This is a genomic window from Salarchaeum sp. III (assembly GCF_036418315.1).
Taxonomy (GTDB): Archaea; Halobacteriota; Halobacteria; order Halobacteriales; family Halobacteriaceae; genus Salarchaeum.
This window is the reverse complement of sequence record NZ_JAZHPG010000019.1, coordinates 39,506-64,960: the sequence shown is the minus strand read 5'-3', so window position 1 is coordinate 64,960 and position 25,455 is coordinate 39,506. Positions and strand designations below refer to the sequence as shown.

Sequence of the window (25,455 nt, the reverse complement as noted above, 5' to 3'; positions counted from 1 at the left end):
TGGTGAATTACCGGGTCTCCCCGTCAAGAATCACAGCTGTGGTATGCTCCGAATACGAAATCTACAAACCGATATTCATTTTGAATATAATTTTGCGGCGGCCAGATACTGAGGTTTTCTAAGAGAAATCGCATTAGAACATGTATGCGTACATACGAATGTGATGGACATAGCTTCCAAGGGTAACGATGCCGGAGGTACTGCGAACAGTTCCGGTGACACCGTCGTTAGTGCGAACAGCGTCGAGAAGACCTACGACTCCGTCCTCCCGTTTACCCGGTCCGTCGAAGTACTCGACGGCGCGACCCTCCACGTCGAGCGTGGACAGGTTGTCGGGATAATGGGCGAGAACGGGAGCGGGAAGTCGACGCTCATGGGCATCCTCGCCGGTGTCCTTGACCATGACGCCGGCGAGGTTGAACGGGCGGGCTCTATCGGCTGGTGTCCGCAAGAGCCGCGGCTGTACGACCGGCTGACCGTCGACGAGACCTTCGAGTTGTTCGGAACTGCCTACGGGATGAGCGACGACGAGATCGTCGACGCCAGAGCGTGGCTGACCGACGTGCTGGACTTCGAGCGCTTCCGTGACAGGCAGATCCGCCACCTCAGCGGCGGGAACCGACAGAAAGTCAACCTCTCGGTCGCGTTGATGCACGAGCCCGACCTTCTTCTGCTGGACGAACCGTACACCGGGTTCGACTGGGAGACGTTCTTAGCCTTCTGGGACTTAACTGAAGAGCTTCGGGCCCGCGGCGTCGGCGTCGCCATCATCTCTCACATCATCAACGAGCGCGACCGGTTCGACGTCGTCTACGAGCTCCACGAAGGCCACCTCCACAGACAGGAGATCGGCGACGACGATGGCCTCAGCTCGGAGCCGACAGACGACGACGTCGCCTGCGAGCGGACCGCCTCATTTATCGACGAGGCTGGCGCCGGGAGCGGTCAGCGAGCGACCGCCGGCCAGGAGGAAAGCGAATGAGCACCGTTCACCGGACGCTCGCGGGAATCCAAGCGAGCACGCGTTCGTTCGTCCGAGAGCCGTTCACCGTCGTGTTGCTGGTTGTCCTCCCGGCGCTGTCGATCCAGATTTACGGGATCGGCATGGGGCAGTTCCCCGACGTAGGGGTCTTCGCGGTGAGCGGGTCGGTCGCAACAGTGGGACGGATCACCGGCGCCGTGTTCGCCACCGGCGCGCTCGCGGGCGTCCTCGGCCTCTTCCAGATGATTAGCGCCCGGCACGCCGACCGCAGACTCGCCATCTGTGGCTTTCGCGGCGTTGAACTCGTCACCGCACGGTTCGCGACCGTCGCCGTCGCGAGCGCCGTCGTCAGTGTGGTCGCCACGCTCTCTCTGATTGTCCTCGTTGACGACCCGATTGGAGCACCGCTCGCCGCGTTCGGTGGGCTCGCGATAGCCGGTGCCATTTACGGCTTGCTCGGCATCGTCGTCGGCAGCGTGCTCCCCAGGGAACTCGAGGGCTCGCTCCTGCTCGTCATCCTGGCCGACGTGGACAACGTGTTCGCGAGCGGCCTGTTCGGCATCGAGGACAGCGTCACGCAGTTCGCACCGCTCGCGCACCCGCACGCCATCGTGACGCAGGCCGTCGTCGAGGGCTCGCTAGCGACCGAACACCTCGCCCCGGCTCTCGGCCACCTCTCGCTGTTTGCCCTCCTGAGCGTGGCCGCGTACACGTATCAGATCGAGTCAGGGGGTGACGCCTGATGAACCGCCGCGTCACGACCGCCGTGCGGATGGGCGTTCGAGAGTTCCGCCGGACGCCGGTCCTCCTGGCGCTGCTTGTTTTCCTGCCGGCGTACATCATCGGCGCGTTCGTCCTGCTCGTCCCGGATGTCGACGTCCCCGCGACGATTGACGGAACGAGGGTCGCTGTCCCCATGACGGACTTCGCGGCGGCGTTCATGACGCCCGTTACTGTCGCCATCCTCTCGGGTATCGTCGGACTGTTCCTCGTCCAGACGTCGCAAGCGGCCGACGACAGGCTCCGGCTGGCCGGCTATACTGCGACTGACCTCGTCGTCTCACGGGTCGGTACGCTCGGACTCGGGATCGTCGTCGTCACGATGGCGTCGGTTGTCGTCGCCGTGTTCGCGTTTACGCCCGAATCGACCGTTCCGTTCGTCGCCGCGACGCTGCTGGTCGGGCTCACGTACGGTATCCTCGGCGTTGTTGTCGGCATCGTGTTGGGTCGACTGGGCGGGGTGTACGTGATGCTGTTTTCGCCGATGGTCGACGTCCTCCTGTTCCAGAATCCGCTCGCGACCGACGCGCCTGAGTGGACGAAACTACTGCCAAGCCACTACGCGACGAACGCGCTCTTCGACGCGGCATTCACGTCGAGCATCGACGTGTGGGATTTCGGCGGTGCCGTCGTATATACCGTCGGCCTCCTCGTAATCGGCGTGCTGGTCTTCTATCAGGCGACGGACGTTGAGTGACTTCTCCAACGACCAAAGTCGAGGGAGAAGTCATGAAGCGCGGCGCGTAATCCCGAATCAGTCAGCCTCTTCTCGGAGTTGCTCGTACTTCTCCTCAAACCGAGCCTCACACGATGGACAACAGAACTGGTACAGCTCCCCATCGATGCGGGTGGCTGTTCCTTCACTGTCAACTGTATTTCCACACTGAGCGCAGGAGAGCGCGAACTCCGTTTCCCCCAATTCTGGTGCCCAGTTAGCGCCCGCGAGAAGGGTTACCTCAAAGTCATCGACTGCTCCAGTATCGATGGTATCCGCAAGCCAGCTTGCGATGTCTGTATCTGGAACTCTGGCGTACAGGACTAGATCAGCTTCGGCTGTGGTGAATACGTGTTCGATGGCGCCTTCGTCGATGAGATCGTCTTTGATCGATGCAGCGCTATGGCTGGCTGATTCGACATCGAGCGTAATCAGGACCGGAATTCCGCCTCGGAGCTGTGAGCGATCGACGTCAAGCGTGAATCGATTAATAATTCCCATCTCTTGTAGCCGTTCGACTCGGTCCGACACAGCTGGCGCTGAGAGGTCTACAACATCTGCGATCTCACTGTACGGTCGACGAGCGTCCAACATCAGTAGCTGAATGATCTCGAGGTCAGTTTCGTCCAAGTCGCGCATAGTAGCACGCCGTTGGCGAGTACCTAAAGGATCACGACAATCCCTATTTTGATTCTAAAGTCAAACCGAACCTCATACCAGCCTATCGAAGGAGAAATCCGCTAAAGGGAGGAGGACATACATTCATACGTATGACGACGACCATCAGCGTTGAGGGGATGACCTGTGGCCACTGTGAACAGACAGTAGAAGAAACGCTTCAAGAGGTACCTGGTGTGACCGACGCAACCGCAGACCGGGAAGCTGAACAGGCGAAGGTTGATGGTGACGCCGACGCCTCGGTCCTCGTTGAGGCTGTCGAAGACGCCGGATACACTGCCCACGCCTGAGTAGTGTAGCTCTGGGGATAGCACATCACGCTCCTAGGTGAACGGTCCACCGTTCTCTTCGGAGTTTACCCACCTTGACCCTGCTGTACGGTTTCAGGGCCGAAGATTCAGGAAGCCGGCGGAACCACCTCAAAAGAGAACATGACCCATGGACGACCACAAAGATACAGCTGAGAATTCCCCGGGAGGAGAGGACCAGCCGGACACCACCAGTCACCAGCACGAACACGGCGACCACGATGAAGCGGTCGCGGAATCTGACGAGGAAGGGGTAGAACAGGAGCTACTGGAGGAGGAGGCTCACCCTGCTGCGGCAGGTGAGATGGCGTCCCACGAACAGCACGAACACGCCGGACACGAGGGCGAAGGGCACGGCCACGGTTCCCACGAGGGACACGGCGAGGGCCATGGAGGGATGCACGAAGGCCACGAGCAGATGTTCCGACGGCGCTTCTTCGTCTCGATGCTCCTGTCGGTTCCCGTCCTCCTGTACAGCGAAATGCTGCAGGAGTGGCTCGGCTTCTCCGTCCCCACGTTCCCGGGGAGCGAGTGGATCAACCCGGTGTTCGCCGTCATCGTCTTCGCGTACGGTGGGGTCCCGTTCCTCCAGATGGCGGTGCCGGAGCTGAAAGACCGGTCGCCGGGGATGATGACGTTGATCTCGATGGCGATCACCGTCGCGTTCGTCTACAGTCTCGCGAGCGTGATTTTCCCCACACAGTCGGCATTCTTCTGGGAACTCGTCACGCTGATCGACATCATGCTGCTCGGCCACTGGATCGAGATGCGGTCGGTCCGGCGGGCCTCCAGCGCGGTCGACGAACTGGCGAAACTGATGCCAGACACCGCCGAGCGTATTACCGACGACGGGGAGACCGAGGAGGTTCCCGTCCGGGAGCTCTCGGAAGGCGACCTCGTGCTCGTCCGGCCGGGCGCGAGTGTCCCTGCTGACGGTACCGTCGAGGAGGGTGATTCGGACGTCAACGAGTCGATGATCACGGGCGAGTCAAAACCGGTCTCGAAGGAACCCGGCGACGAGGTCATCGGCGGCACCATCAACGGCGACGGCAGCCTCCGTGTCCGCGTCGGTGCGACGGGCGAGGAGACGACGCTCGCGGGCATCATGCGCCTGGTCGAGGAGGCCCAGCAGAGCAAGTCGAAGACGCAAGTGTTGGCCGACCGCGCGGCCGGCTGGCTGTTCTACGTGGCCCTCGGGGCGGCAGTCGTGACGGCGATTGCGTGGACGGTCGCAGTCTCGTTCGACGCGACCGTCATCGAACGCGTCGTGACGGTGCTCGTCATCGCCTGTCCACACGCCCTCGGGCTCGCCATCCCCCTGGTGGTCGCGATCAACACGTCGCTCGCCGCTCGCAACGGGATGCTCGTTCGCGACGGCATCGCGATGGAGGACGCGCGGAACCTGGACGCGATCATCTTCGACAAGACGGGGACGCTCACCGAGGGCGAACACGGTGTCGTGGATATGGCGACCGTCGACGGCGTCGATGAGGACGACGCGCTCGGGTTGGCGGCAGCCGTCGAGAGCGACTCCGAGCACATGATCGCGCGAGCGATTCGCGAGGCCGCCGACGAGCGAGACCTAACTACTCCCGACGCGACCGCCTTCGAGGCGATCAAAGGCCGAGGGGTTCGCGCAAACGTCGACGGAAACGAGGTGTACGTCGGTGGGCCGAACCTGTTGACCCAGCTCGATAGCGAGATCCCCGACCATCTCCAGCGCTTCGCTGACGAGGCCGGACAGAACGCCCAGACAGTGGTGTATCTCGTTCGTGACGGAGAGCTAATCGCCGCCTTCGCGATGGCCGACGTGATCCGCGAGGAGAGTTTCCGCGTCGTCGACGCGCTCCACGATCTGGGTATCGAGGTGGCGATGCTGACGGGGGACTCCCAGGACGTCGCCAACGCCGTCGCCGACGAACTGGGCATCGACACGGTGTTCGCGGAGGTCCTCCCTGAAGACAAAGACGAGAAAGTCCAGGAACTCCAGGACCAGGGGAAGCTCGTGGGGATGGTCGGCGATGGTGTGAACGACGCGCCGGCGCTGACGCGAGCTGACGTCGGCATTGCGATCGGGAGCGGCACCGACGTTGCGGTCCAGTCGGCCGACGTCATCCTCGTCCAGAACAACCCGATGGACGTCGTCCGGCTGGTGAAGCTCAGTAAGGCGAGCTACCGGAAGATGCAGGAGAACATCGTCTGGGCGGCCGGCTACAACGTGTTCGCAATTCCGCTCGCAGCAGGCGTGTTGGCACCGATCGGGATTCTGCTGTCCCCCGCTGTGGGTGCGCTCTTGATGTCGTTGAGTACAGTCATCGTCGCGATCAACGCCCAGCTGCTCCGCCGCGTGGACCTGTCCATTCCCGAGCTTCCAGGCGGGACACCAGCGACTGACGCACAACCTGCAGACTGAAACGCTCCCGAACGCTTCGGAGCTTCTTTCAATTGAGTCCGGTTGGTGGACAGCAAATGGCGACACTGCGTAATTTCGGTGGGTATCGCTACGCGGTCACCGGTTCCACAGTTTTCCGAAGGGTGCATAGTTCGGTATACACAGACGCTCGTCTGATGGGCTACATTGCTGCGTCAGCACTAGGTTTATACCGCTTGACGGACTTCTTTCCAATATGAGCCTCGAAGAGACGGTTGACTACCTCGCCGAGGAACTCGACCTCGAGCGAAGTGAACACGTCCGTGAGGTTGGTCAGTCAGTCGCCGAGCTTCGCGACTGATCAGAACATTTCTCTGAAGTCCCGTTCGACCAGTCCGTTCTCCAGATACGTGATGAACTCTTGTTTCGTTGGTCCTTGACGGTCGAGTAGATCGTCCCGTTCTGCTCGTTCGAGAACTGCCTGTCCGAAGTCCGTACAGTGGGATTCATGCTGCCCAGCGTACTTCGAAAGGGCTTCTCGCCAGTGCATATCCAGCTCGAATTCGGCTAATCGGATTTGGATCCCATCTTTCCGTTCGACGAGGTCGACATCCAGGTCTTCGAGTTGCTTGAAACGGAGGTTGTTCCGCCGGACCGTGATGAGCCGCTTGGAGTCGACGATGTAGGGGTCGACCCACTCTCGCCAGGTATCGTCGTCAATGTGTGTTCGTGGCATCGCAAAATCCGAGTCCACACTCTCAATACAGAACTGCAGCATCGCGATGCCAGTTCGATGGCTCTGTTGAAACCCTCAGGCAGTTACAGTACGTCCGGTCGTCGAACCGGATGGAAGCCTCCCGAAATCGCGGTTGCTCCGGTTCGTTGAGCAAGCGATGTACTTGGCACGTCGAGCTATCACTTGTCACTCCTAAGTTCTCAAAATGACGTACACACTCTACCAGCACATCGTTCTCCTCTTCTCAAAGCTCGGAAGAACACGACGTACAGGGCGTTCTTCGACGAACACATCGAGATACCACGCATTCGGAGTCACCGATATCGTCGGATACCGTCATATTTGTCAGCGACCTACTTCATCGATTCGACGTGAGCTGGTCGCGCCGGCGTTCGAATTCTTCCTCGTCGATCTCGCCCTGTGCGTACCGGCGCTGGAGGGTGTCCATCGCGGAATCCTGACTCTCGGGAGATTCATCACTTCGACCCAGTACCCAGTAGAAGAATCCACCGATCAGTCCCAGCATTCCGAGTGCCCCGCCGATGAAGGGGACACCGCCCCACCCGCCCCTCGATCCGCCCATCATGCCGCCGCCGGGACCCATCATGCCGCCATCGGTATTTCCGCTGCCCTCAACGTCCGAGCCGACTGCGACGGAGCCGTTCTGGACTATCGTTTCGCTGTCGGGGACCTCGCCGTCCGGGATCGGGCTGTCTTCAGCTGGACCGCCAGGGCTACCAACGACGATGCGACCGACCATGCCGACCGTCTTGTGCGGGATGCAGTAATAGTCGTACGTGCCGGGTGCCTCGAACGTGTGCTCGAAGCTCCCCTGCGAGATGGTCCCGCTGTCGAAGGCGGTGCCGTCGGCGGGAACGCGGTCCGGATAGGCCGTCGCCGAGTGGGCTCCGGCTGCTATCTCGAAGCGGACGGTCGTGCCAGGTTCGACGTGGAGCCCGATCGGGTCGAAGTAGTTGTTGCCCATCTTCACGACGGGCGTCTCCTGTGCGGCGACTGGGTGGGTGAATCCCGCACTCGCGACTGTGCCAGCACCGAGCGCTCCCAGGAACTGGCGTCTACTGTAGTCTGTCATTGTAGCTGGTTGGCTTCTGTTATCCACGGATGATGCTGGCGAGCCGGTTCGCGAGTCCGGGCGATTGCTGGCCGGCGCTCTCGATGGCAGCCTCCAATTCGTCCCGGTCGACGATGCCGATGAACTCGGCCGTCTGTTCCCCGTTCGCATACACGAGCGTCGTTGGCGTCTTTCGGACACCGTACTCCTCGGCCGTCTCCAGATCGGTCTGAATGTCGACCTCCCGGAACTCGACACCCGGATACGCATCTTCGAGCCCCTCGTTTTTCTCTCGTTGCGTTGCGCACGCTCCACAGGTCTCCTGCGTGAACAGGATAACTTCCGTCATAGTAGCTAGTATGGTCTTGTACCTTTAGCACATTTCTATTTACATCCGAAAGCTGTGAGGGTCACAGGTTTCGGATTCCAAGGGGGCGGACGTGAGTAACGCCGGAAGTTGGTGGTCGGACCGTCACTCCGCGCGTTCGAGCTTGTTCCGACGCGTCTCGAACTCTTCCTCGGTGAGATCTCCGCGGGCGTATGCCATACGCAGCTCCTCCATTGCAGGATTCCGCGACGACTGCGATGCCGTCACGCGACGGAAGACGAGATATCCGCCACCGAGCAGGAGGAGGAGGAAGACCAGCTGGACGAGCATCCTGACGAGTGGCCACCAGCCGCTGGCCGTCCCGTATCCACCCATCATTCCACCGTACCCCATCATCCCGCCGAATCCCATCCCCATCGTGAGCAACGGGAGGACGATGATCGCCCCGAGGATGAGGAGGACGATGGTTGTGGTGTCCAGTTGGTTTGATGATGCCATGGCTTAGATCTCGGTCGATGATTCGAGTTCGTCCGCGACACTGGCGAGAACGCGCTCGAACCGGTCGTGGACCTCGTTCGCGATCGAGTCGAGTGCCTCGTTGTCGGCGATGCCGACGAGCTGTTGTGGGTCGACGGCACTCACTATGACCTCGCTGTCATCGGTTTCGTAGACGATGACGTTACACGGGAGGAGTGCGCCGAGTTCGATCTCTTCGTTCAGGCCCTCGTGTGCCAGCCCCGGGTTGCACGCACCGAGGATGCGGTACTGTCGAAACTCCTCGCCGAGTTTCTCCTCGAGCGTCGCTTGGACGTCGATGTCGCAGAGGACGCCAAATCCTTCATCTTCGAGCTCGTCGATCGTTGTCTCGACTACTTGGTCAAAGTCACCGGACACGGACGTTTGTATTGTGTACTTCATACAATATAGTACTCTGTTGATTGACTTAAGGGTGGGGTTCCGAAGCGGTCGTCACGGATGGAGTCATTCGTGTTGGAACTGGCACCGAATGGCTCATCCGGCACGTTCCAGCTGTTCACATCGGTGCTCGAATTCGTCGTCAGAGAGTTCGCCACGGGCGTATCGCTCGCGGAGAACTGAGAGCGGCCCGTCGTCATCCCCGTTGGTTTCTCGGTTGAGAAGTGCATAGATGAGGTAGATGGGAACGGCGATGAGGAGCCCCATCCAGAGGAGTCCCCAGACCCCCATCGCGCCGCCGAAGAGGCCCCATCCACCGCTCATCATGCCGCCGCCGTAGCTCCCGCCGCCGTGGGCAGCAGCTGTTCCAGTCGCTGCGACCAGCAGTGGGACGGCGAGTAGCGCGAATCGACGAGCAGTGCGTCCGAGCGTAGTGGTGAGTTGCGTCATGATTGTGAATTGGTGGTGTGTTTCGGTATTCGGTCGAGGCGATCGAAACGGTCAGGGCCTATCAGCAGTGGCCCTGTCCGTACATCCCGCCGTTGTAGTCGTCGTCAACCATGTCCTGGGCCATCTCGTCGACGGTCCCACCCATGTGCGACTCCATCCACTCGACGCTACCCGGGCCCATGTGCTCGGTCATCTGCGCCTCCATCCAAGCCGCCCAGTCATCGGCAGTAGCATTGTCAGTGGGCGCGTCATCTGCGGTCGTGTCGGTGCCGTGGGCGCTGACCAGTGGGGTGGCGAACGCGAATCCGAGGATCGCAAGCGCCACGAGTAGCCAGCGGCCGAGTTTGATGTTGGTCATCGTCTTTCTCCTCGGGTAGTCGTAGGACTCCTCTGGAGTTATCACGATGGGTGTAAATTCGCACAGGAGAACGTCCGAGAAGGTGTATAGGACGTTCTAATCGTTTCTCAAGATTGGAATCGTTCATATCCACTGAAATCACCGGAGATGTGGGTCGGCTCGCTCCAATGTAGCTGGGTTGCCAGAGTCGGCATCAGTGACACGCTACACTTCGGAATATTAGCCACAACTATCGAAAGTATCCCCGCGCAACTAGGGATGTATCGAGTCATCAGTTGGCGGGCGGTATCAACAGCTTCCAATCGTTCACTCATTCCCTCGAGTATGCCACTCCAAGAACTCCTCACACAGATCGAACACGCGCTCGCACCGGTTCGTCACGTCATGAAACCGATTCTGTCAGACCCGCTCGTGATGGGTGTCTGGGCGCTGTTCGTCGTCGCGTCCGTCGGCACTCTCCTGTGGGACATCCGCGAGCGGAATCAGGCGCTGCCATCGCTGATGAAAGGCGTCTGGACGCTGGTCGTCCTCTACTCCGGCCCGTTCGGCCTCGCTGTCTACTGGTACTCCGGTCGCACCCAGATTAGTACTGACTCGCTGTGGCGGCGTGGCTTCCGGTCGACCGCGCACTGCTACTCGGGCTGTGGGGCTGGCGAAGTCCTCGGGTTCGTGCTCCTCGCGGGGCTGCTCGCGCTCCAGAGCACGCTCGTCATCACGGCCGGGACGTTCGCGCTCGCGTACCTGTTCGGGTACGCACTCACCGTCGGACCGTTGATGCAGGAGGGCGTCGGCTTCGGCGAGGCGATGCTGGACGCTCTCTACAGCGAGACGCCGAGCATCACCATCATGGAGATCGCTGCCATCGGAACGGACCTCCTGATTGCCAGCCAGGCCCACATCTCCGACCTCCTGTTCTGGGGGGCACTGGCGTTCTCACTGTCCGTTGGATTCGTCTTCGCGTACCCGGTCAACGCCGCTCTCGTCTATTTCGGCGTGAAAGAAGGGATGAAAAACCCCGCCGAGATGGGGCAGAGTCAGTCGACAGAACAGGCACAAGCCGCTGATTAGAACCGTTACCCAATACGGTACCGGGATACCTCACGGTCGACCGATGGTTCCTACGGGTATGGGTTGCTGTACCTGTGGCTAGGGCGATTGATTCTGCTGCAGGTCGTCGCTCGGATAGATGCGGTAGGTCCGCCCCTGGCGCTCGCGGTACAACAGGCCACGTTTTTCGAGGGCGCTCACCGTCTGGCTCACCTTGCTCTTTGAGAAGTCCGAGCGGTCCCGGAGTTCAATCTGCGTAATGCCAGGCGAAGAGAGGATCGGCTTGAGGATGCGACGTTCGTCCTCCGGGAGGAGGTCTAATACGCGAGCCTGCGGTTGGGACTCCGGATTGATGCCACCCTCTAACTGGGTTGATTCCTCCGATGAACCGGGGCTCTCGGAACCCGCTACGTTCGGTCTCTCTGTCTGTACACGCTCACCGGGGTTTGTGCTAGTGATGTCGTCTCGGACCAGGAGATACCCCCCACCGATGGCAGCTGTAACGAGGACGGTTCCGAGCACATACCAGAGCGGAATCGTGCCGTGCACCGCCCCCATGGACGTACCCATCATCGACCCCATCTGCTCGAAGGCCTGCTGTTGTTGATACGCGTCCCAGCTGAGCGCACCGCCAATGACCACGACGGCTGCGACGAGGAAGCCGACTACTGCATCCGCCCGCCGTCGATTCATCTCCCACACCCCGTGTCGGGACGATACTCGGTCATGCCAGAGAGTTGGGGAGACACCGGTGTAGCAGTTGTGATTAGCCGAGGGGAGAATCAGCGAAACCGAATACGATAGTCGAAACTGAGATCCGGCATTCAGTGATCCTGAGAAGGGTGAACAGTTAGGCGGTCGCAGCCGCCGTCAGCTCGTCTGATTCGCGCAGCGTCTCAAGGAACTCTTCGGCGTCGAGTGCGGCCATGCTCCCAGTTCCGGCGGACGTGATTGCCTGGCGGTATCGGGGATCAGCGACGTCCCCGGCAGCGAACACGCCCTCGACGGTCGTCCGGGCCGTAGGGCGGCCGACATCGTCTGCCTGCGTGAAGATGTAGCCGCTTTCGTCTCGTTCGACGGCAGTCTCATCCAGGAACCGCGTGTTCGGCGTGTGGCCCACCGCGTAGAACACGCCGCCAACATCGACGGTCTCCCGCTCGACATCGATCCCGGACTCGACCTTCTCCGTAGGGTAGCCATCGGGGTGGGAGACGAGTGTGGCACCGGTGACGCCCTCTTCCTGTGAGCCGTGGATGGCTTCGAGTTCCGTGTTCCACCGGAACTGGACGTCGTCGTGGTCGCGAGCACGGTCGGCCATAATCTCGGACGCACGCAGTTCCCCGCGGCGGTGGACGACCGTCACGGAATCGGCGAACTTCGCGAGGAACAACGTCTCTTCCATGGCGCTGTCGCCGCCACCAATGACGAGCACGTCGTCGCCGCGGTGGAACGCGCCGTCACAGGTCGCACACGTCGAGAGTCCATACCCCATGAGCTCGTCCTCGTTCTCGGCGCCGACCCAGCGCGCGCTCGCACCGGTCGCGACGATCAGCGCGCGCGTGTGAATCGTGTCGCCGGTCGACAGCGATAGCTCGAACGGCCTGCCGTCGAGGGCCGCGTCCTCGATGCGACCGTGTTCGAACTGAGCGCCGAACTGCTCAGCCTGCTCTTTACCGCGCTGGACGAGTTCCATGCCGCCGACGCCGTCGGGGAAGCCGAGGTAGTTCTCGACGTCGGTCGTCAGCGTGAGCTGGCCGCCCGGCTCGTCGCCCTCGAGGACGAGGGGGTCGAGGTCGGCGCGGGCCGCGTATACCGCTGCCGAGAGGCCGGCGATTCCCGAGCCGGCGATGACGAGGTCGTGTACGTCCGTGCTCATCTAGTTCGTGTAGGAGTCGACGAGCGTTCGGAGCTGGTCTTCGCCCTGGAGGCCGACGATCTCCTCGACCTGCTCGCCGTCGGCGAACAGGACGAGCGTCGGGACGCCGCGGACGCCGTAGGCGCTTGCGAGTTGCTGGTTCGCGTCGACGTCGACCTTCGCGACCGTCGCGGCGGTCTCGGCGGCGATAGTCTCGACGGTCGGCTCGAGCATCTGGCAGGGGCCACACCAGTCGGCGTAGAAGTCCGTCAGGACGACGTTGTGCTCACTGACGAGGGCATCGAGGTCGTCGGCGCTATCGACGTGGATCGGTTCGTTCGCAGGAGTGCTGCCTGCGTCGGTTGCAGTATCGGTTGCCATCACCTGTCCCTACGGACTGCCGACCATTAAGTCTTGCTCAATTTCCACAATACTCCACACAATTCAAAGAGCAGTCTGGGGCCACGAAGCAAGCAAGGCATAGAAACCGGCGTAACACCCACGTAAGCGCTAGAACTCGTCCTGCCGGGACTCACACTCGCCCCTACAATTGTAGAGATAGTGAACGTGTGGGGCGGACAACCCATCGCACTTCGACGTCAGTTCCACTCCGATTCGAGCGCGTCGAGCAATCCGTCGACCTCCTCCCGAGTGTTGACTGCATGGACGGATACCCGGATCGCGTTCGGGCTCGGGAGCGAGCGCACGACGAATCCCTCTGTCGCCAGTCGTTCGACCGTCGATTCGGGATCGTCGACGTCGATCGTGACGAGGCCCGACTCGGGCGGATTGGGACTGTAGAGCTGACCGTCCGGGATGCCGTCCACGAGCCGTCCGGCCAGGGTCTGGATTCGCTCCGCGATGCGATCAATTCCGATCTCGTCGATCGCATCAATCGCCTCGGCTAGGGCGACGTGAGGGGCGGGGTTCGACGAGCCGACCTCGAACCGTCGAGCACCGACCGCGAACTCGTAGGGGTCCGCCGTCGGTGTCTCAACGCTCCGGTAACCGACCGTGTTGGGCGTGAGCGATTCAGCGACGTCGCCGTCGACGTAGAGGAAGCCACCGCCCCAGAGTCCCAAGAGCCACTTGTGGCCGGCTGCTGCGACCGCGTCAGCACCCCATTCGTCGACGTCCATCGGGAGCTGTCCCGGCACTTGCACGGCGTCGACGAGCGCGAACGCACCCGCCTCGTGGGCGATGTCGACGAGGTCGCTGACGGGCAACCGGGTGCCATGTGTCCACGTCACCGCACTGAAGCACGCAAGTCGTGCATCCTCAACGGCTTCGGCGAAGACGTCGAGATCGATTCGACCGTTTTTGGTCTCGACTACTCGAACGTCGACGCCCTGCTGTTCCAAGCGTTGCCACGGAAGCGTTCCGGCTGGGTGCTCGAGGTCGGTTCGAACGACGGTGTCGCCGGGCTCCCAGTCGATGGCGTTCGCGATAGCGTTGATGCCCGCGGTGGTGCTCTCCGTGAGTGCGATTTCGTCGTCGTCCGCACCGACGAAGGTGGCGACACGCTCCCGTACGCGGTCGTATTCGTCGAACGCAACCTCGTAGGGGTCGTTTCGAGTATTCGTCTCGTACTCGTGTGACCGCACGAACTCGTCAGCAGCTTCGACGACGTACCGCGGGCTCGGTCCGTGGGCGCCGAAGTTCAGGTAGACGTCGTCGTGCAGGGCGGGCGTGTCGGCGCGAAGTTCTCTGGGGTTCATCTCGTTGTCGGTGAGTCAGTCCCGATACCGGGCGATCAGGTCGCGGAGTGTCTGTTCGTTCTGGCCGCCACGAAGCTGTTTCACCGGTTGCCCGTCGGCGAACAGGACGAACGTGGGCGTGCTCTGGGCACCGAACTCGATCGCCGTTTCGAGATTCGACTCGATGTCGATCGTCAGAATCGCCGCGTCAGTGTCTTCCGCGAGTGTTTCGAGAACCGGCTTCATCCGCTTGCAGGTCCCACACCACTCCGTGTAGAATTCGACAAGAGTGACGCCGCTGTCCTCGACGGCCGTCTCAAGGTCGCCATCGTCGAGTGAACCCACGCTGTCCGTCTTCGCTGTTTGTGTTGCCATTAACAGACTCTATGCACTAGATCGTTAATAGTCTTGGGCTTACTATACAATATAGGCCGGACATGTCTTTCGTCTCAGAGCTATTGAATGAGAGTAAAGCGATGCGAGGGCCATCCGTGGATGCCACGAGCACACAATTGTCGGGTTAGATAGCCTCGTTATTCGAATCAGACATCACCGAACGTAATATCAGCACCATCCCAAATGAGACGAGTACTGCCTGTATGAGGGCCGCTGAGAACAGCGACGTTCCCAACACACTGTAGACGAGGCCTTCACAGATAGCTCCGATTCCTATGAATACGAAGCCGACAGAAACGTAGAGCATTGGATGGCTCTCACTCCGCTTGTATGCGTAGAAGGCGAGGTACGCGACCAGAAGGCTGAGAAACAGCGTAATCAGCTTGACGACGACGATTGACGGGCTGATCATGTGCTCTCCCGGAAGTTCTCCCAAAGCGAAGCGAAATTATCGGCGAGTTCATCACGTGTTTCGACGGAGAGTTCGAACTCACCGTCGGCGATTGAAACGTGGAACGCCTCGACCGTCGTCTCGAACAGCTGTTTGTGCTCTCCACCGGAGCCGATCGTCGAATGGACGGCAATGAGATCATGGCCCCGTAATGTGGAGATGCGACGGTAAATGGTCGCCAGCGACGCGTCACAGACCTCGCTAAGATCCTTTGCCGTTCGTGGCTCCTCCTCAGCTGCAAGTAGAATCGTGCGTGAGTAGTCGTCCGCAAAGACTTCGAGGAGGGACGCGGACGGATTGCCCTCACGACTCTCCATATCTCTGCATTGTGAGGTGGGCGTAAAGATTCGGTGGTTCACCCGATCCAGGTTCGTGGGCTGAGATTTCCCCGTTCAGAGAGTCGTATTGTCGTACAAGGCTTTTTGCGAATAGTGCAAACAGACAGCGTCCTTTACAGCCCAGCAACTCGAGCGATAGTACTGATGAGACGGTTTCAGAGACGGCATCTCAAAGCGGCGGCTATCAGCGTCGGGTCGTTTGTACTGTTCGGGGTCGTCACTGGATTGATTCCCAATCCGGTCTACGTTCGGATGGTTCCCCGAACGCTGTTGGATTATCTCTTTCTCGCTCTCACTGCTGGATTCCTGGGCTTCTACGTGTTACAGCGAACAACGGAGCAGCGTGGCGACGAAAAGACTGCAACTGCGGGTGCTGTTCTCGGATTTCTAGCGTTTGGATGCCCGATCTGCAACGCGTTTTTGCTTGCCCTGTTTAGCAGTTCCGCGCTAATGACGTACTTCGACCCGCTCCGGCCGCTTCTGGGAGTTGTGAGTGTTGCGCTCTTCGCCGGGCTTCTGTACGTTCGCTCGCAACGTCCGTGTGAGTCCTGTGAGGTAGAACCGAAGCAGACGACCACACATCAGTAGACCAGCCAAATGACAGATACTCAAACAGAACCAACCGACGAGACGGGTTCACGGCGCCGCTGGTCACTGCTCGGACTCGGTGGCGCACTGAGTCTCTGTTGTCTCTTTGCCGCTCCGGCCGCGACAGGCGCTGCCGGAGCTACCGCTGCTGGTGGTGCAACGGCGGCCCTCGGAGGCGGACTCATCCGAATACTAGTGGCGGCACTAACAGTTGGGGTTCTCGGCTTTGTATACCGATTTCGGTCAGACTCCAAATCCTGCGAAACGTGAGTCCTCTAGACAAGGATGAGTCACTACTGTCCGGTCTATCCGAACATCGCTCCGCCAGGGAGATACCCGAACGACCGGAGCGAGTACCACGTCACGTAGACGCCGATCACGACGAAGGCCAGACTGCCAGCGTAGCGAGCGGACTGTCCGTATTTGCCAAGCGAGAGTGAACTCCCCGTAACGCGTGCGACCACACTGACACCGAGAACGAGTGTCCCCATACCCGCTCCGAATGAGCCAAACACGGCAAGTCCCTGCACGAGCCCTTCCGTCGTGAATGACGTGAGAATCATCCCCAGAAAGACCGGCAGATTACACGCTAGGCTGCCAACTCCGTACACGATACCGAACACAAAGAAGGCTGGAATCGTTGCTGAATCTCGCTCAGGGAGGCGGATCGACTGCAGCGGAGAAAGGTTGTAGTAGTACATGATACCGATACCGATCAAGAGCGGCCCAACGAGGAGTTCCATCGACACGAGATACGGTTCGATCCACTGGCCGAGGAGAAGCACGACACCGCCAATAAGCAGATAGACGGTGACTACGCCGGCCGTCACGAACCCGCCGACGCGAAGCCCATCAATCACTGCGCGTCGGCCGAGCCCCAAGAGCATGAGGAGTGTGCCGACGACGACAACGGCGACTGGGGGATAGTAACTCCCTGTTCCGAGTTTCGCGAGTGGAACGATCAACTCATAGCCGGGGAGCAAAACCCGAATACCGGCAACCGACATGTAGAAGAGCGGAATCGCCCCGACGAGAAACACAAGAATGCCATTAACCAGGAATGCTATCCGGACAGGACCAGACGCGTCCGATTGGTCTGCTCGCACTGCATCTTCGCCTTGTGTATAAAAGTACGAGAGGTACGCAGGGAGGAGCCCAACACTACACGGAGCAAAGAACATCAAGACACCCGCAGCGTACGCCGCCACTAGTAGTGATGATGAAGCAAACAGTGCCATCGGTCACTCCCCCTCCGTAGCTGAGTCGATCGTACAGTAGCGTGGGTCGCCAGCACGAGCGAGGTACCCAATCAGAAGCGTGAGGCCACCAACACGGAGCAGGTTCCCGTGAAACGGCATCGCTGCTAATGCACCAGCGAACCCCATGAGGCCGAGAACACCCGCGCCACAGCTCGCACAGCCGGATGCGAGCAGACCGGGAATCGCACTCGACAACCCTCTGGATCCTGAGAGTCCGACCTGAGCTACTCGACCAGCTACGTTCGTGACCGCGACGCCAGTTAAGATTGCATACCCAACAATCAGCCCGAGGCCGATGGCTCCAATTGTCGCGTACGTGTTCGCAGTGAGCGCCACGAGTGCAGTATCGAGATACCTGAGGTTGGCACCGAGCATCTGCATCGAGTACTCCGGGAATGAACTCAAAATTAGAAGGACGTAGGTTGCGACGGAGACCCCGACGAACAGGAGTCCCCGTATCGTAGACGTCAGCGGATAGGCCAGTGCTGCCAGAAGCTGTTCGGTGTGGTGTTCGAGACGCAGGGCGATCATGCGTTCTGCACCCGTGTGATTGCTTCGTCGAATCGGTCGTATGGCTGTGCCCCGACGAGTTTGCCAGCGGCATCTACATCGCGATTGTAGAGAATGAACGCAGGCGTCCCACGGATCCCGAACTGTGCCGCCCGGCTCATATCCTTGTTAATCGACGCCTCAATCTCGCTTCGATGGGTCTGCATACACGAATCGACAGCACTTGCATCGACACCGTCGACGCCTCGAGTGATCTCCAGGAGATTCGCTTTCGACGCCCATCCCGAGTTCTTTGAGCCCTGCTTGTCAAAGAGCGTCGAATGCCACCGCCAATACGCCTCGGGGGTGTCCTCTCTCACCTGCCGCCAGACACAGCGATCCATCACCGCAGCGGTCATCGACGTTTTGCCCATGTAGGGAAACTCGATGAAGACGACCCGAACGGTGCCCGATTGGACGTGGTTCCGGATTATCTTCGGAAGCGTATTCTGCTCGAAGCGACGGCAGAAGGGGCACTGGTAGTCACTCCAGTAGTACATATCGATAGGGGCGTCTAATGGCCCCATTATCGGATGGCCCTGCAGGTCAATTTCAAACCCGGTCGTGTTGGAACTGGTGTGGAACGGGGCCGCAGTCGGAACTTTCGAATCCTGGCTTGCGTCTAGTCTCGAAGCTCCGTAGACGATGCTACCACCAGCGAGGACCGTTCCGATACCACCAAGAACCGCACGCCGTCGTGTGATCGGAGACGGAATATCCATACCCGGATTGCGCCCTCGCCATATATGGCTGGAATGGCGATTTGCAGGGTCTGCAAAAATGCGCCCAGTGCGGATAGTGGGCAGCACGCTACAAGGGATTGCAATTAGAAGAAGTCCACTCGGTTTTGAAGAACACCAGTTGGAGTCTCCCCATCGAAGTAGTCAGTACAATGTATCTATGGGCGGCTACTGATCTATCTGGAACTGCCACGCAGTCGGAAGCTGTGCGTAGACGACCGCGTTGTCGACGAACACGTCGACGGGGACGTATTCGTCGGGCGCGTGGACGGTGTCGGTTCCGAGCGCGAACTCGACAGTCGACACCCCCGCGTTTCGGAGGGTCTTGGCGTCCCCGCCGCCCGTGGCACTCCGCCGGAAGACACGCTCGCCCGTGACGTCCGCCGCCGTCGACGCGACAGCTTCGACGAACGGACTGCCGGGAGGCTCGGCGGTCCCGACGCTCCACGAGACGTCGGCTATCGTGATACCCTTGCAGTCGGCAACACACTCCCGAATCCCCGCGAGCACGTCGGGCGTGTGGACACCCGCTGTCAACCGCACGTCGATTTCGGCGCGAGCGGACTGCGGGACGCTGTTAATCGCGTCGCCCCCCTCAAGGATGCCGAGATTGATCGAGGGATACTGGAACAGATCGCGAGCGGCGTCTTCGCCCATCGACGGGCTGTAGTATTCGATGGACTCTTCGACGATCGGCTCCACGTCAGGGTCAATATCGAGTCGCTGGGTGCCGAACCGTTCGCGCACGGTCTCCACGGCATTGTAGAGTCGGTCAATTGCGTTGACGCCGAGTACTGGCCGGGAGCCATGGGCACTCTCGCCGCTGGCTTCGAGCGTCAGCCAGATACTGCCCCGGTCCGCGACCGTGACGGAGTGCCGGCCCGCCTCGCAGGTCGGCTCCCCGATAACACAGGCATCCGCGTTGAGCTCTCCGTTCTCTAGTAGCGCGGGCAAGCCTGCGTCACCGCCTACTTCCTCGTCGCTCACGAACGCAAACAGGAGGTCGACGGACGGCTCAGTGTCGGTAGCTGCGAAGGCTTGAATCGTGAACAGCATCGACGCCACAGCGCCCTTCATATCGGTTGCGCCCCGGCCGTAGACGCGGTCATCCACACGTTCTCCCAGGGGGTCGTGCGCCCACGCCTCGTCGTCGAACGGAACGGTATCGAGGTGGCCGTTGTATAGCAGCGTGCGGTCCGACTCACCGGGAACCCGAACGAGCAGGTTCGGCTTCGCCGGATCGACCGCGAACCGCTCGACGTCGACGGGAAGCGGGTCGAGGAACTCCTCGATCTCGGCAACGATTTCGCGCGTATCGCCGGGTGGGTTGGACGTATCGATTGCGAGGAGATCCAGACCGAGCGCGACCAGTTCCTCGCGGTGGGTGTGCACGTACTCGGCGAGACTCCCCTCATTCATCGCTCTGAAACCGCGGCTTCGACCGTTTGGATGACTTCGTACGGGTCGTGCTCCGTATCGTTTCGAAGGGCGACGACGAGGCCCGTAGTGTCCGTGACCGGCACCAAGACTGTAACTACATCCTCGTAGACGCGAGCAGTCGCGCGTAACGACTGTCCGTGGTGGTCTTCGTACGCTGGAATACCGATGCCCTCTAGCTGAACGTTCTCCAGGATCGCGGTGATATCCGCCGTCGTGTACTGGGCGGACGCATCGCTGTCCCGGTACGGGACGCTGTACTCGCCGTTCTCGTAGGTGGCGATGCCGACCAGTGACTCACCGACGGTGTCGGTCAACGGCGATTCAAGTCTTCGCGCAACGTCGGAGATCGACTGATTACTGGCGGTCTGCTGGTCTGATGACGAGTGGTTGTCGGCCATTGTGGGTCGCTCAAATGTGGTTTTCGATAACGGTGCGAAGCCGTGATTCGTCTTGCATTCCGATCAGCCGCTCAACCGGCTGCTCGTCCGCGAACAGGACGAGCGTGGGGACGCTTCGAACGCCGTACTCGGCGGCGAGCTGTTGGTTCGCGTCAATATCGACCTTTGCGACCGTCGCGTCGGTGTCGGCGGCGATGGTTTCGACGACTGGTTCGAGCATCTGGCACGGCCCACACCAGTCCGCGTAGAAGTCCACGAGCACGACGTCGTGCTCGTCGACAGTTTCAGTCAGCGCGGCCTGTCCGTTGATCTGGATCGGCGTCATTGGAGTCTGCGTGGTAGCCTCGGTCGTCTGCGCTGACTCGGCTCTGTCACGAAGCTTCTCCAGTTTCCGCTGTCGAATCTCCTCTAAATTCTCCGCCATGCTGTGGTTCTTCGACGCGCGACGATTTAGTTGTTTTGCACGAATGTCACAATACTGTGCTGGCGAACGGGTTCGACGTGATGCCTCGGGAAGTCAGTGAGAGAGCTGTACCTGGTTACTCCGGAGCGGGCGGTTCGTGCGTCCCGAAGTCGGGATGGGTTTCCTTCATCCAGACGTACACGATCGCTCCCGAGACGAACATCAACAGGGCAATCACGTAGAACGCGGCCTCGATGCTCAGCAACTCCATCGAGAGGCCGATGAGGATGGCGCCGACGCCGTAGCCGGTGTCGCGCCACATCCGGTAGACGCCCATGCCGGTCGCACGCCACGTCGGGTGCGCGGCGTCTCCAGGCACTGTCATCAGGTTCGGGTAGAGCAACGCCATCCCGAGCCCCGACACCCCGGAGAGTACAACCCATGGGAGGTAGCCGTCGACGAGAACCATTCCGAGGACGCCCGCGCCGGCGAGGAACATCCCGACGAGGACCGGTGGTCGGCGTCCGATCCGGTCGGCGAGGCCGCCGGTCGCGATCTGGAGGAAGTACATCGCGCTGTGGACGGCGACGACGAATCCGACCGCCGCGATGCCGAGCCCTCGACTGGTGAGATACAGCGGGACGGCGAGCCAGAACAGCGTGTCGACGAACTTCTCGATGTGTCCCGCCTGGGCGGCGGCGAACAGCGTCTTGTCGCCGTAGGTCGCGCGCTTCAGGACCTCGACGAACGGGAGGTTCGCGTCGTGGTGGTCGTCATCCTCGACCTCTAACTCCGCGAGGTGGACGGTCTCCTTGATGAGGAAGATGGAGACGAGGAACGCGAGCACGACGACGGCCGCGAGGAAGTAGAACGGCTCGGGCCGGAGACTCGTCCGGGCCGCGATGACGCCCGTCACCCAGGCGCCGACGGCGACGCCGGTGTACCCGAACGCTTCGTCGATACCGACCGCAAGGCCGCGCTGGTCGGGGCCCGCGATGTCGATCTTGGCGTTGATCGCCATACTCCAGGTCAACGCCTGGTTGACCCCCAGTAAGACGTTCCCGACAGTGATCCACGCCCAGCTCGGGGCGTAAATGAGGATGATGGGTAGCGGGAGCGCGGTCGCCCAGCCGAGGACGAGTACAGGCTTGCGGCCGTACTCGCCGCCCCATTTCCCGGCGTAGAGGTTCAGGAGCCCCTTGACGAAGCCGAAGGAAACGACGAACGAGCCGATGACGAGCAAGGACTCCACCCCGAGTACGTCCCGGCCCAGCACTGGGACGACCGCGCGTTCGGACCCGATGGTCAATCCGGTGGCGAACACGAGCAGGACGTGGAGTGAGAACTGTCCGAGGTGCTCACGGATACCCTGTTTCTGTGCGAGTTCCGTGCTCATGGATTACTCGGCGGCGCAGTTGTTGGGGCCCAGTTCCAGCTCGGCGAGTTCGTTGGCTGGAACTGATTCTTGTCCCACGTTCGTCCGCTTGACACGCTCGAAGTTCGGCGGGTGGTCCGGAATGTCAGCTGCTAGTTCCTCGACGAACTCCTCCCGGCCGCGGCCCAGATCGTCGTTCCGGTCTTTGACTTTAGCAAGGGTCGCAGCGACTGGCGGTTCAGGGGACCCAGGATCGTGAGCCGGCAGGACGAGCGCGTCGTCCGGTCGATCGAGCAATCGCTGAAGGCTCTCGTAGAGTGTAGCCGCGTTCTGTTCGACATCGGAATTCTCGATGCCTGCTTCGACGCCGAGTTCGACGCGGCCCACGCTCTCGTGGAAGAGTGTGTCGCCCGTGAGCAACGCCGCACCCTCGATGTCGAACGAGACGCTTCCCTCGCTGTGGCCCGGCGTGTGAATGACCTCGACGTCGGTCTGTCCGACCGTTACGGCCTGGCCGTCTTCGAGGGGTGTCGCGTCGAGCGCGAGCGCGTCTTTCGGGTGGAGGTAGTAGGGGACGCCGTGCCGGTCGGCGAGTTCTGCCGCACCCGAGACGTGGTCGGCGTGGGCGTGCGTGTCGAAGACGCCGACGAGGGTGGCATCGTGCTCGTCGAGAATCAGTTCGTACTCGTCGAGATAGTGCGACGGGTCGAAGACGGCAGCCTCCCCGTCCGAGATGAGAGCGTGTGAAAGACAGCCCTTTCCCGGACGCGCGACCTGAACGAGCGTACTATCGAGGTCGGCTGGTACTTCTGCGTGCCGATGGATGCGGCTCCATCCATTCATCCCGTCGGTAAGCGTTACTGCGTCGTAGCCCAGCTCGTTAAGGACCTCTGTCGCAGTCTGGGAGACGACACCTGCGGCACAGACCGTGACAATCCGCTTCTCACGGGGAAGGTCGGAGAGGGCGTCTTTGGCCTGTTCGGGGTCTTCAGTGAGTTCGTCGTAGACATCGACGTTGACACTCCCCGGGATATGCCAGTCCTCGAAGTCCTCTTCGTGGCGGATATCGACGACGAGCAGGTCTTCGTCGCCGTCGTGTACCAGTTCGCTAAATTCGTCCGGCGGTAGTTCCTCCATCTGTGTTTCCGTGTAGGAGGGAGACCGGCAACAGACTACTGCCGGACATGACCGGCACTGTTAATTTTGACGAGGCCAAATGTGTTCGTATGAGTCTGTATGAGGCGTCGATCCGGGTTAAACACGAGTGTCCGTACCGGTCGATATCGGAACACTATCCGGACTTAACGATACGCGAGTGGCCGCTGAGCGACTGCCAAGTTCTCGAAATCACATCCGAGGCGACGCCCACCGACGAGTTACTCGAGGAGATCGATCAGCTCGGCACCGTGCTGCACGAGTCAGCGGACGAGGACGGGTATCACGTCGTTACGCAGTCCTGTCTCTGCTCGCTCGAGGAATCTATCATCGACCGATTCGAGGAACATAATTGCCTGTATCAGTCCCCGACGATCTACCGACAGGGCTGGGAGCACTACACGGTGATTGCGTTTGATGGAGAAGACATCCGGGCGCTGCTCGGTGACTTGCGCTCTGATAGGGAGATCGAACTCCTCTCGAAAACCCCGATTTCAGAGAAGCAGGTTCCGCACAGTATGTTGGCCCCGGTCGACCAGCTCTTCGAAAACCTCACAGACCGGCAGGTGGCAGCACTCCAGTTAGCGCTCGAAACGGGCTACTACGAACAGCCACGGAAGACGTCGCTGCGTGACCTCGCCGAGCAGACGTCCGTCGCTCGGTCGACGTACGAGGAACACCTTCGAAAGGCGGAGAACAAACTGCTCACGAACGCGGGTCAGTTCCTCCGGTTAGTCACCGCGACGACGACGACATCGAACCCGCTACAGGTCGAAACAACCCCGCAGGAAGAACAGGCCGCCGACTAACCCGGCCGAGGAGTTGAGACGGTAGGTTCCAGGTTCTCGTCTGCTTAGTTCGCGGCGCAGTTATTGGGGCCGAGTTCGAGCGTCTCGACGTCGCCACTGGGCTGTTCTTTGCCCCAGTTGATCTGCTTGATCTCGTTGTAGTTCGCGGGCTCCTCGGCGAGACTCTCGACGATGGTCTCGACGAACGTCTCCTCGTCGCCGTCCTCGACGTAGCTCAGCAGTTCGTTCGTCGTCTCCGCCTGCAGGTCGCCGAGCGCCGTCGCAAGCGGCCGAACCTCCTCATCACTGAAGTGACCGGGGAGGACGACCGTCTCGTCTGAGAGATCGGTTAGCGTGGTGAGGCTGTCGAATAGCCGGCTGGACGCCTCGCGAACGGCCTCCTCGGAGCCATCCTCGAGGTCGGGTCGACCGACGCTCCGCAGGAACAGCGTGTCCCCGGAGAGGAGCGCGTCGTCGAACCGGAACGAGACACTGCCGGGCGTGTGGCCGGGCGTGTGCAGCACATCGAGGGCTCGGTCGCCGACGGCAATGGTGTCTCCATCCTCGATTTCGGTGACGTCGTCGAGTTCGCCCGCATCCTCGGAGTGGAGGTAGTAGGGGACGTCGAGTTCGCCGGCGAGGCGGCGGGCGCCGGAGACGTGGTCGGCGTGCGCGTGCGTGTCAGCGACCCCGATGATGTCGAGGTCGTTGTCGTCCGCGACGTTCAGGTACCGGTCGATGTACTGGGTCGGGTCGACGACGACGGCTTTGTCGCCGTCGTGTGCGAGGTAGGACACACAGCCCGTCCCGGGGCGAACGATCTGGGTGATGCCGTCGGCGCTATCCACGTCGTATTCGCGGTGGACGCGTCCCCAGGCGTTCATGCCGTTGGGGATGGATTTGGCGTCGAACCCGTGTTCGCGGAGGAAGTCGGCAGCGCGGGCGGACGTGACGCCCCCGACACAGACGACAGCGATTTCTTCATCTTCGGGGAGGTCGTCGAGATTGTCTTCCAGTCCCGAATAGTCGTACTGGAGGAGTTCGTCGTAGATGGGAACGTTCGTGCTTCCCGGGATCTGCCACTCCTCGTAGTCGTCCTCGTTGCGGACGTCGAGGACGAATAGGTCCTCGGCGTCGTCCTCGGCGATGCGGCGTGCGACCTCGGACGCCTCGATATCAGTATTGCTCATTACAGCCAATACTACACAGTCGGGCGGATATAAATGTGTTGGGAGCGGGTTATTGGAGGGTTCGCCTATTCCTACGACAATGCCGGTATATCG

31 protein-coding genes and 2 pseudogenes are annotated in these 25,455 nt (G+C 60.9%); 9 read left to right on the top strand and 24 right to left on the bottom strand.

Annotated elements, in window-relative coordinates; genetic code table 11:
• Nucleotides 1-163: 163 nt before the first annotated feature.
• The 3 genes from U3A55_RS03780 to U3A55_RS03770 are packed head-to-tail and all read left to right on the top strand — an operon-like array spanning nt 164 to nt 2,459.
• Nucleotides 164-982: an ABC transporter ATP-binding protein gene (locus tag U3A55_RS03780; protein ID WP_330990235.1), complete on the top strand. Its 819-nt coding sequence runs from the start codon at nt 164-166 to the stop codon at nt 980-982.
• Nucleotides 979-1,725, top strand: coding sequence for a hypothetical protein (locus U3A55_RS03775; RefSeq protein ID WP_330990168.1), 747 nt, complete (start codon nt 979-981; stop codon nt 1,723-1,725). The genes U3A55_RS03780 and U3A55_RS03775 overlap by 4 nt, the downstream gene beginning before the upstream one ends.
• Nucleotides 1,725-2,459, top strand: coding sequence for a hypothetical protein (locus U3A55_RS03770; protein WP_158832289.1), 735 nt, complete (start codon nt 1,725-1,727; stop codon nt 2,457-2,459). Before U3A55_RS03775 ends, U3A55_RS03770 begins: the two co-directional genes overlap by 1 nt.
• Nucleotides 2,460-2,516: 57 nt before the next feature.
• Here U3A55_RS03770 and U3A55_RS03765 read toward each other — a convergent pair whose 3' ends face one another.
• Nucleotides 2,517-3,116: an AsnC family transcriptional regulator gene (locus tag U3A55_RS03765; RefSeq protein ID WP_157687661.1), complete on the bottom strand. Its 600-nt coding sequence runs from the start codon at nt 3,114-3,116 to the stop codon at nt 2,517-2,519.
• A 131-nt stretch (nt 3,117-3,247) separates the two neighbouring features.
• Between U3A55_RS03765 and U3A55_RS03760 the strand changes: the two genes are divergently transcribed.
• The gene (locus U3A55_RS03760; protein ID WP_157687662.1) at nt 3,248-3,445 is read left to right on the top strand and encodes a heavy-metal-associated domain-containing protein; all 198 of its coding nucleotides are present in this window, start codon (nt 3,248-3,250) and stop codon (nt 3,443-3,445) included.
• 148 nt (nt 3,446-3,593) lie between these two features.
• Nucleotides 3,594-5,876 carry a heavy metal translocating P-type ATPase gene (locus tag U3A55_RS03755; protein ID WP_330990167.1) on the top strand — a complete coding sequence of 761 codons (2,283 nt, stop codon included), beginning with the start codon at nt 3,594-3,596 and terminating at the stop codon, nt 5,874-5,876.
• Nucleotides 5,877-6,195: 319 nt separating this feature from the next.
• Here the strand turns inward: U3A55_RS03755 and U3A55_RS03750 are convergent.
• Nucleotides 6,196-6,633, bottom strand: a pseudogene (locus U3A55_RS03750) (hypothetical protein); the annotation flags it as partial.
• Between the two features lie 94 nt (nt 6,634-6,727).
• Here U3A55_RS03750 and U3A55_RS03745 point away from each other — a divergent pair.
• A pseudogene (locus U3A55_RS03745) lies at nt 6,728-6,885 on the top strand (IS5/IS1182 family transposase); the annotation flags it as partial.
• Nucleotides 6,886-6,928: 43 nt separating this feature from the next.
• Here the strand turns inward: U3A55_RS03745 and U3A55_RS03740 are convergent.
• From U3A55_RS03740 to U3A55_RS03715, 6 genes are all read right to left on the bottom strand, one after another.
• Complete coding sequence (locus tag U3A55_RS03740; protein WP_330990165.1) at nt 6,929-7,663, bottom strand: plastocyanin/azurin family copper-binding protein; 735 nt, start codon at nt 7,661-7,663, stop codon at nt 6,929-6,931.
• A 19-nt stretch (nt 7,664-7,682) separates the two neighbouring features.
• On the bottom strand, nt 7,683-7,991 hold the full coding sequence (locus U3A55_RS03735; protein WP_230892625.1) for a thioredoxin family protein: 309 nt from the start codon (nt 7,989-7,991) through the stop codon (nt 7,683-7,685).
• Between the two features lie 123 nt (nt 7,992-8,114).
• Nucleotides 8,115-8,468: an SHOCT domain-containing protein gene (locus tag U3A55_RS03730; protein WP_330990164.1), complete on the bottom strand. Its 354-nt coding sequence runs from the start codon at nt 8,466-8,468 to the stop codon at nt 8,115-8,117.
• A gap of 3 nt (nt 8,469-8,471) precedes the next feature.
• Nucleotides 8,472-8,888, bottom strand: coding sequence for a DUF302 domain-containing protein (locus U3A55_RS03725; RefSeq protein ID WP_330990163.1), 417 nt, complete (start codon nt 8,886-8,888; stop codon nt 8,472-8,474).
• A 93-nt stretch (nt 8,889-8,981) separates the two neighbouring features.
• Nucleotides 8,982-9,335, bottom strand: coding sequence for an SHOCT domain-containing protein (locus U3A55_RS03720; RefSeq protein ID WP_230892622.1), 354 nt, complete (start codon nt 9,333-9,335; stop codon nt 8,982-8,984).
• Nucleotides 9,336-9,396: 61 nt separating this feature from the next.
• Nucleotides 9,397-9,693 (bottom strand): hypothetical protein, encoded by a 297-nt coding sequence (locus U3A55_RS03715; protein ID WP_330990162.1) that lies wholly within the window; start codon nt 9,691-9,693, stop codon nt 9,397-9,399.
• A gap of 324 nt (nt 9,694-10,017) precedes the next feature.
• Between U3A55_RS03715 and U3A55_RS03710 the strand changes: the two genes are divergently transcribed.
• Nucleotides 10,018-10,761 (top strand): DUF4396 domain-containing protein, encoded by a 744-nt coding sequence (locus tag U3A55_RS03710; RefSeq protein ID WP_330990161.1) that lies wholly within the window; start codon nt 10,018-10,020, stop codon nt 10,759-10,761.
• A 78-nt stretch (nt 10,762-10,839) separates the two neighbouring features.
• On the opposite strand, the gene U3A55_RS03705 is transcribed toward U3A55_RS03710, so the two are convergent.
• From U3A55_RS03705 to U3A55_RS03675, 7 genes are all read right to left on the bottom strand, one after another.
• Complete coding sequence (locus U3A55_RS03705; RefSeq protein ID WP_330990160.1) at nt 10,840-11,433, bottom strand: helix-turn-helix transcriptional regulator; 594 nt, start codon at nt 11,431-11,433, stop codon at nt 10,840-10,842.
• Nucleotides 11,434-11,590: 157 nt separating this feature from the next.
• The gene (locus tag U3A55_RS03700) at nt 11,591-12,616 is read right to left on the bottom strand and encodes an NAD(P)/FAD-dependent oxidoreductase (protein ID WP_330990159.1); all 1,026 of its coding nucleotides are present in this window, start codon (nt 12,614-12,616) and stop codon (nt 11,591-11,593) included.
• Nucleotides 12,617-12,976: a thioredoxin gene (trxA, locus tag U3A55_RS03695; protein WP_279530239.1), complete on the bottom strand. Its 360-nt coding sequence runs from the start codon at nt 12,974-12,976 to the stop codon at nt 12,617-12,619.
• 218 nt (nt 12,977-13,194) lie between these two features.
• The gene (locus tag U3A55_RS03690; protein ID WP_330990158.1) at nt 13,195-14,313 is read right to left on the bottom strand and encodes an aminotransferase class V-fold PLP-dependent enzyme; all 1,119 of its coding nucleotides are present in this window, start codon (nt 14,311-14,313) and stop codon (nt 13,195-13,197) included.
• 15 nt (nt 14,314-14,328) lie between these two features.
• Entirely contained in the window at nt 14,329-14,667 is a 339-nt protein-coding gene (locus tag U3A55_RS03685; protein ID WP_330990157.1) for a thioredoxin family protein, read from the bottom strand.
• Nucleotides 14,668-14,812: 145 nt separating this feature from the next.
• Nucleotides 14,813-15,100 (bottom strand): DUF7521 family protein, encoded by a 288-nt coding sequence (locus tag U3A55_RS03680; protein ID WP_330990156.1) that lies wholly within the window; start codon nt 15,098-15,100, stop codon nt 14,813-14,815.
• On the bottom strand, nt 15,097-15,456 hold the full coding sequence (locus U3A55_RS03675; protein WP_232590349.1) for a winged helix-turn-helix domain-containing protein: 360 nt from the start codon (nt 15,454-15,456) through the stop codon (nt 15,097-15,099). The genes U3A55_RS03680 and U3A55_RS03675 overlap by 4 nt, the downstream gene beginning before the upstream one ends.
• A gap of 165 nt (nt 15,457-15,621) precedes the next feature.
• Between U3A55_RS03675 and U3A55_RS03670 the strand changes: the two genes are divergently transcribed.
• Nucleotides 15,622-16,065, top strand: coding sequence for a hypothetical protein (locus tag U3A55_RS03670; RefSeq protein WP_230892614.1), 444 nt, complete (start codon nt 15,622-15,624; stop codon nt 16,063-16,065).
• Between the two features lie 305 nt (nt 16,066-16,370).
• Here the strand turns inward: U3A55_RS03670 and U3A55_RS03665 are convergent, their stop codons facing one another.
• The 8 genes from U3A55_RS03665 to U3A55_RS03630 form a co-directional block, all read right to left on the bottom strand.
• The gene (locus U3A55_RS03665) at nt 16,371-17,303 is read right to left on the bottom strand and encodes a cytochrome c biogenesis CcdA family protein (RefSeq protein WP_330990155.1); all 933 of its coding nucleotides are present in this window, start codon (nt 17,301-17,303) and stop codon (nt 16,371-16,373) included.
• Nucleotides 17,304-17,306: 3 nt separating this feature from the next.
• Nucleotides 17,307-17,855 (bottom strand): hypothetical protein, encoded by a 549-nt coding sequence (locus tag U3A55_RS03660; protein ID WP_232590352.1) that lies wholly within the window; start codon nt 17,853-17,855, stop codon nt 17,307-17,309.
• Nucleotides 17,852-18,595 (bottom strand): DsbA family protein, encoded by a 744-nt coding sequence (locus U3A55_RS03655; protein WP_330990154.1) that lies wholly within the window; start codon nt 18,593-18,595, stop codon nt 17,852-17,854. The genes U3A55_RS03660 and U3A55_RS03655 overlap by 4 nt, the downstream gene beginning before the upstream one ends.
• A gap of 186 nt (nt 18,596-18,781) precedes the next feature.
• Nucleotides 18,782-20,032: a M20 family metallopeptidase gene (locus U3A55_RS03650; protein WP_330990153.1), complete on the bottom strand. Its 1,251-nt coding sequence runs from the start codon at nt 20,030-20,032 to the stop codon at nt 18,782-18,784.
• Nucleotides 20,029-20,451: a hypothetical protein gene (locus U3A55_RS03645; protein ID WP_330990152.1), complete on the bottom strand. Its 423-nt coding sequence runs from the start codon at nt 20,449-20,451 to the stop codon at nt 20,029-20,031. Before U3A55_RS03645 ends, U3A55_RS03650 begins: the two co-directional genes overlap by 4 nt.
• 10 nt (nt 20,452-20,461) lie before the next feature.
• Nucleotides 20,462-20,875 (bottom strand): thioredoxin, encoded by a 414-nt coding sequence (gene trxA, locus U3A55_RS03640; protein ID WP_330990151.1) that lies wholly within the window; start codon nt 20,873-20,875, stop codon nt 20,462-20,464.
• A 115-nt stretch (nt 20,876-20,990) separates the two neighbouring features.
• On the bottom strand, nt 20,991-22,250 hold the full coding sequence (locus tag U3A55_RS03635; RefSeq protein ID WP_330990150.1) for an MFS transporter: 1,260 nt from the start codon (nt 22,248-22,250) through the stop codon (nt 20,991-20,993).
• Between the two features lie 3 nt (nt 22,251-22,253).
• Nucleotides 22,254-23,366 carry an MBL fold metallo-hydrolase gene (locus U3A55_RS03630; protein ID WP_330990149.1) on the bottom strand — a complete coding sequence of 371 codons (1,113 nt, stop codon included), beginning with the start codon at nt 23,364-23,366 and terminating at the stop codon, nt 22,254-22,256.
• Nucleotides 23,367-23,455: 89 nt separating this feature from the next.
• Here U3A55_RS03630 and U3A55_RS03625 point away from each other — a divergent pair, with 89 nt between their 5' ends.
• A complete protein-coding gene (locus tag U3A55_RS03625) occupies nt 23,456-24,193 on the top strand; it encodes a helix-turn-helix domain-containing protein (RefSeq protein WP_330990148.1) in 738 nt (245 codons plus the stop codon).
• A gap of 44 nt (nt 24,194-24,237) precedes the next feature.
• Here U3A55_RS03625 and U3A55_RS03620 read toward each other — a convergent pair whose 3' ends face one another.
• Nucleotides 24,238-25,362 (bottom strand): MBL fold metallo-hydrolase, encoded by a 1,125-nt coding sequence (locus U3A55_RS03620; protein ID WP_232590366.1) that lies wholly within the window; start codon nt 25,360-25,362, stop codon nt 24,238-24,240.
• Between the last annotated feature and the right edge of the window lie 93 nt (nt 25,363-25,455).